4 protein-coding genes are annotated in these 2,601 nt (G+C 66.3%); all 4 read left to right on the top strand.

All coding sequences use genetic code 11. The features are described from left to right. Positions 1-156, top strand: a 156-nt coding sequence (locus tag VIQ49_RS25300) for a hypothetical protein (RefSeq protein ID WP_331889340.1), incomplete at its 5' end; no start/stop codon positions are given. Positions 157-172: 16 nt separating this feature from the next. After that, the gene (gene trxA, locus VIQ49_RS25305; protein ID WP_045065867.1) at positions 173-625 is read left to right on the top strand and encodes a thioredoxin; all 453 of its coding nucleotides are present in this window, start codon (positions 173-175) and stop codon (positions 623-625) included. Continuing rightward, positions 622-888, top strand: a complete 267-nt coding sequence (locus VIQ49_RS25310) for a UBP-type zinc finger domain-containing protein (RefSeq protein ID WP_007735548.1) — start codon at positions 622-624, stop codon at positions 886-888. The genes trxA and VIQ49_RS25310 overlap by 4 nt, the downstream gene beginning before the upstream one ends. Continuing rightward, on the top strand, positions 866-2,593 hold the full coding sequence (locus tag VIQ49_RS25315; RefSeq protein ID WP_045065869.1) for an FAD-dependent oxidoreductase: 1,728 nt from the start codon (positions 866-868) through the stop codon (positions 2,591-2,593). The genes VIQ49_RS25310 and VIQ49_RS25315 overlap by 23 nt, the downstream gene beginning before the upstream one ends. Positions 2,594-2,601: the final 8 nt, after the last annotated feature.

Here is a 2,601-nt window from a genome sequence, read left to right on the forward strand (position 1 = left end):
CGGCCGCTGCGCCGATACATCGCACACGAGGTCGAAACCAAGATCGGCCGTGCACTGTTGCGCGGCGAGATCAAACCGGACGGCACCATCAGCGTCACGGTGGACGGCGGCGAGCTTGCCGTCGCGTATGCCGAACCCGCCTTCGCGGCGGCCTGAGAAGAGGTAACTGGTCATGGGATCCGAAAAGGTGAAGTGCCCGAACTGCGGCAAGACCAACAACATCCCGGCAGCAGGGGAAGGAAGACCTCGCTGTGGGAACTGCCACGAGCCGCTGCCCTGGATCGCCGCAGCGGGAGACGGCGACTTCGCGGAGATCGTCGAAAAATCCTCGGTGCCTGTGCTCGTGGATCTGTGGGCGACGTGGTGCGGCCCGTGTCGCATGGTCAGCCCCGCGCTCGAGCAGCTCGCCAGAGAACACGCCGGCCAGATCAAGCTGGTCAAGGTCGACGTGGATGCCGCACCCCGGACGGCCGAACGATTCACCGTCCGCGCCGTGCCGACTCTGCTGGTGATGGACCGGGGTGAGGTTCTCGCTCGTCAGTCGGGCGCGGCTCCCGTGCCCCAGTTGCGCACGTGGCTCGATCAGGCGCTCTCGGAAAATGCCGGCGAGGAGGCGAAGTCATGAGTCCTGTCCACGCGGACCCACATGTAACCGCGATCCGGGCCGTGGTGCCCCGTACCCCGCAGGGTTGCGAGGAATGTCTTCGCCTCGGCACCCCGTGGGTGCATCTGAGGCTGTGTCTGACGTGCGGACACGTCGGTTGCTGCGATTCTTCGCCGGGCAGGCACGCGAGTGCTCACGCTCACGCCATCGGCCATCCGATCGTCCAGTCGATGGAGCCCGGTGAAGATTGGCGGTGGTGTTATGTCGACCAGAACTTCGTCTGAGCGCGCCTCACCCGTTGGGGACAGTCCGCCGGTCGACGACGAGACCGCGGACGAGGAGGGTGCTTTCCCGCGTCTGACGGACGACCAGGTCGCGACGCTCGAGCTCGGAGGCTCGCGTCGGTCGGTTCGCGCCGGCGAGGTGCTGATCCGAGAAGGCGTGCCCTGCAACGATTTCGTCGTGGTCCTTTCCGGCAAGGTCGCAGTCGTCGACGAGGGCGACGGGGACGGCGAGCGCCGGATACTGCGCGTCCACGGGCCCGGGCGCTTCCTGGGCGAACTCGGACTGTTGGAAGGCCAGGTGGCGTTCTTCACCGCCGAAGCGATCGAGGACGGCGAGATACTCGTCGTCCCGGCCGAGCAGGTGCGCGAGCTGATTACCCACGATCCCGTGCTCAGCGATCTGATCCTGCGCGCCTACCTGGTGCGTCGACACCTGCTGATCGGGCTCGGCTCGGGGTTCCGGATCATCGGCTCCTGTTTCTCCCCCGATACATTGCGGCTTCGCGAGTTTGCCATGCGAAATCGTTTGCCCCACAGGTGGTTCGACTTGGAGCAGGACGAACGGGCGGAGCAGCTGCTACGCAGCCTGAACGTCGCCCCCGAGGACACACCCGTCGTGATCTGGCACGGCGAGAAGGTGCTGCGCAATCCGACGAATGCGGAACTCGCACGCGTCGTCGGGCTTGCCGTCCCGGCATCCGTCGCGGACGCAGCCAAGGACGTATACAACCTCGTCGTCGTGGGTGCCGGACCGGCCGGTCTGGCCGCGTCGGTGTACGGCGCCTCGGACGGGTTGAACACGGTGACGTTGGAGCGGATCGCCGCGGGCGGCCAAGCCAGTACCTCCTCCCGGATCGAGAACTATCTGGGCTTCCCCGCCGGGGTCTCCGGCTCCGAATTGGCCGAGCGAGCCGTGCTTCAGGCCGGGAAGTTCGGCGCCCGCATCCTGGTGTCGGCAGAAGTGACCGGTTTGGGATCCGACGCCGGGAACCATGTGCTCCGACTGGCGGACGGCGGCACGGTTCACGCCCGGGCCGTTGTGCTCGCCGCCGGGGCGCGATACCGCAAGTTGGCCGTTCAGGGGATCGAGGCGCTGGAAGGAACGAGCGTGTACTACGCCGCAACCCACCAGGAAGCGCGGATATGCGGCACCGACCCGATAGCCATCGTCGGTGGCGGCAACTCCGCCGGCCAGGCTGCCGTCTTCCTCGCCGAGCATGTCTCACACGTGCACCTGCTCATCCGCGGCGATGACCTCGGAAAGAGCATGTCCCGTTACCTGGTCGACCAGATCGAACACCACCCGCGCGTAACCGTGCACCGGAACACCGAGATTCGTGCGGTCCACGGCGAGAAATACCTCGACGAAATTGCGGTCGAGGACAATCGCAGCGGCGAGCAGGACACGATCCGGGTGCGCGCCCTGTTCGTCTTCATCGGGGCAGTACCGCACACCGGGTGGCTGGCCGAAGCGATCGCACTCGACGACCACGGCTTCGTCCTCACCGGCATGGACGCGATCCACTCCCGAGCAGACGGCAACCTGCCGATCAGCGATGGCCTGTCCAGGACGCTCGAAACCAGCCTGCCCGGCCTGTTCGCGGCGGGCGACATCCGCCGAGGCTCGGTGAAACGAGTCGCATCCGCCGTCGGTGAAGGAGCGATGGCCGTACGCCAAATCCATGAATACTTCGAAAGGAGCTGACGACATGC

This window comes from Williamsia sp., from assembly GCF_036566845.1.
Lineage (GTDB): Bacteria > Actinomycetota > Actinomycetes > Mycobacteriales > Mycobacteriaceae > Williamsia.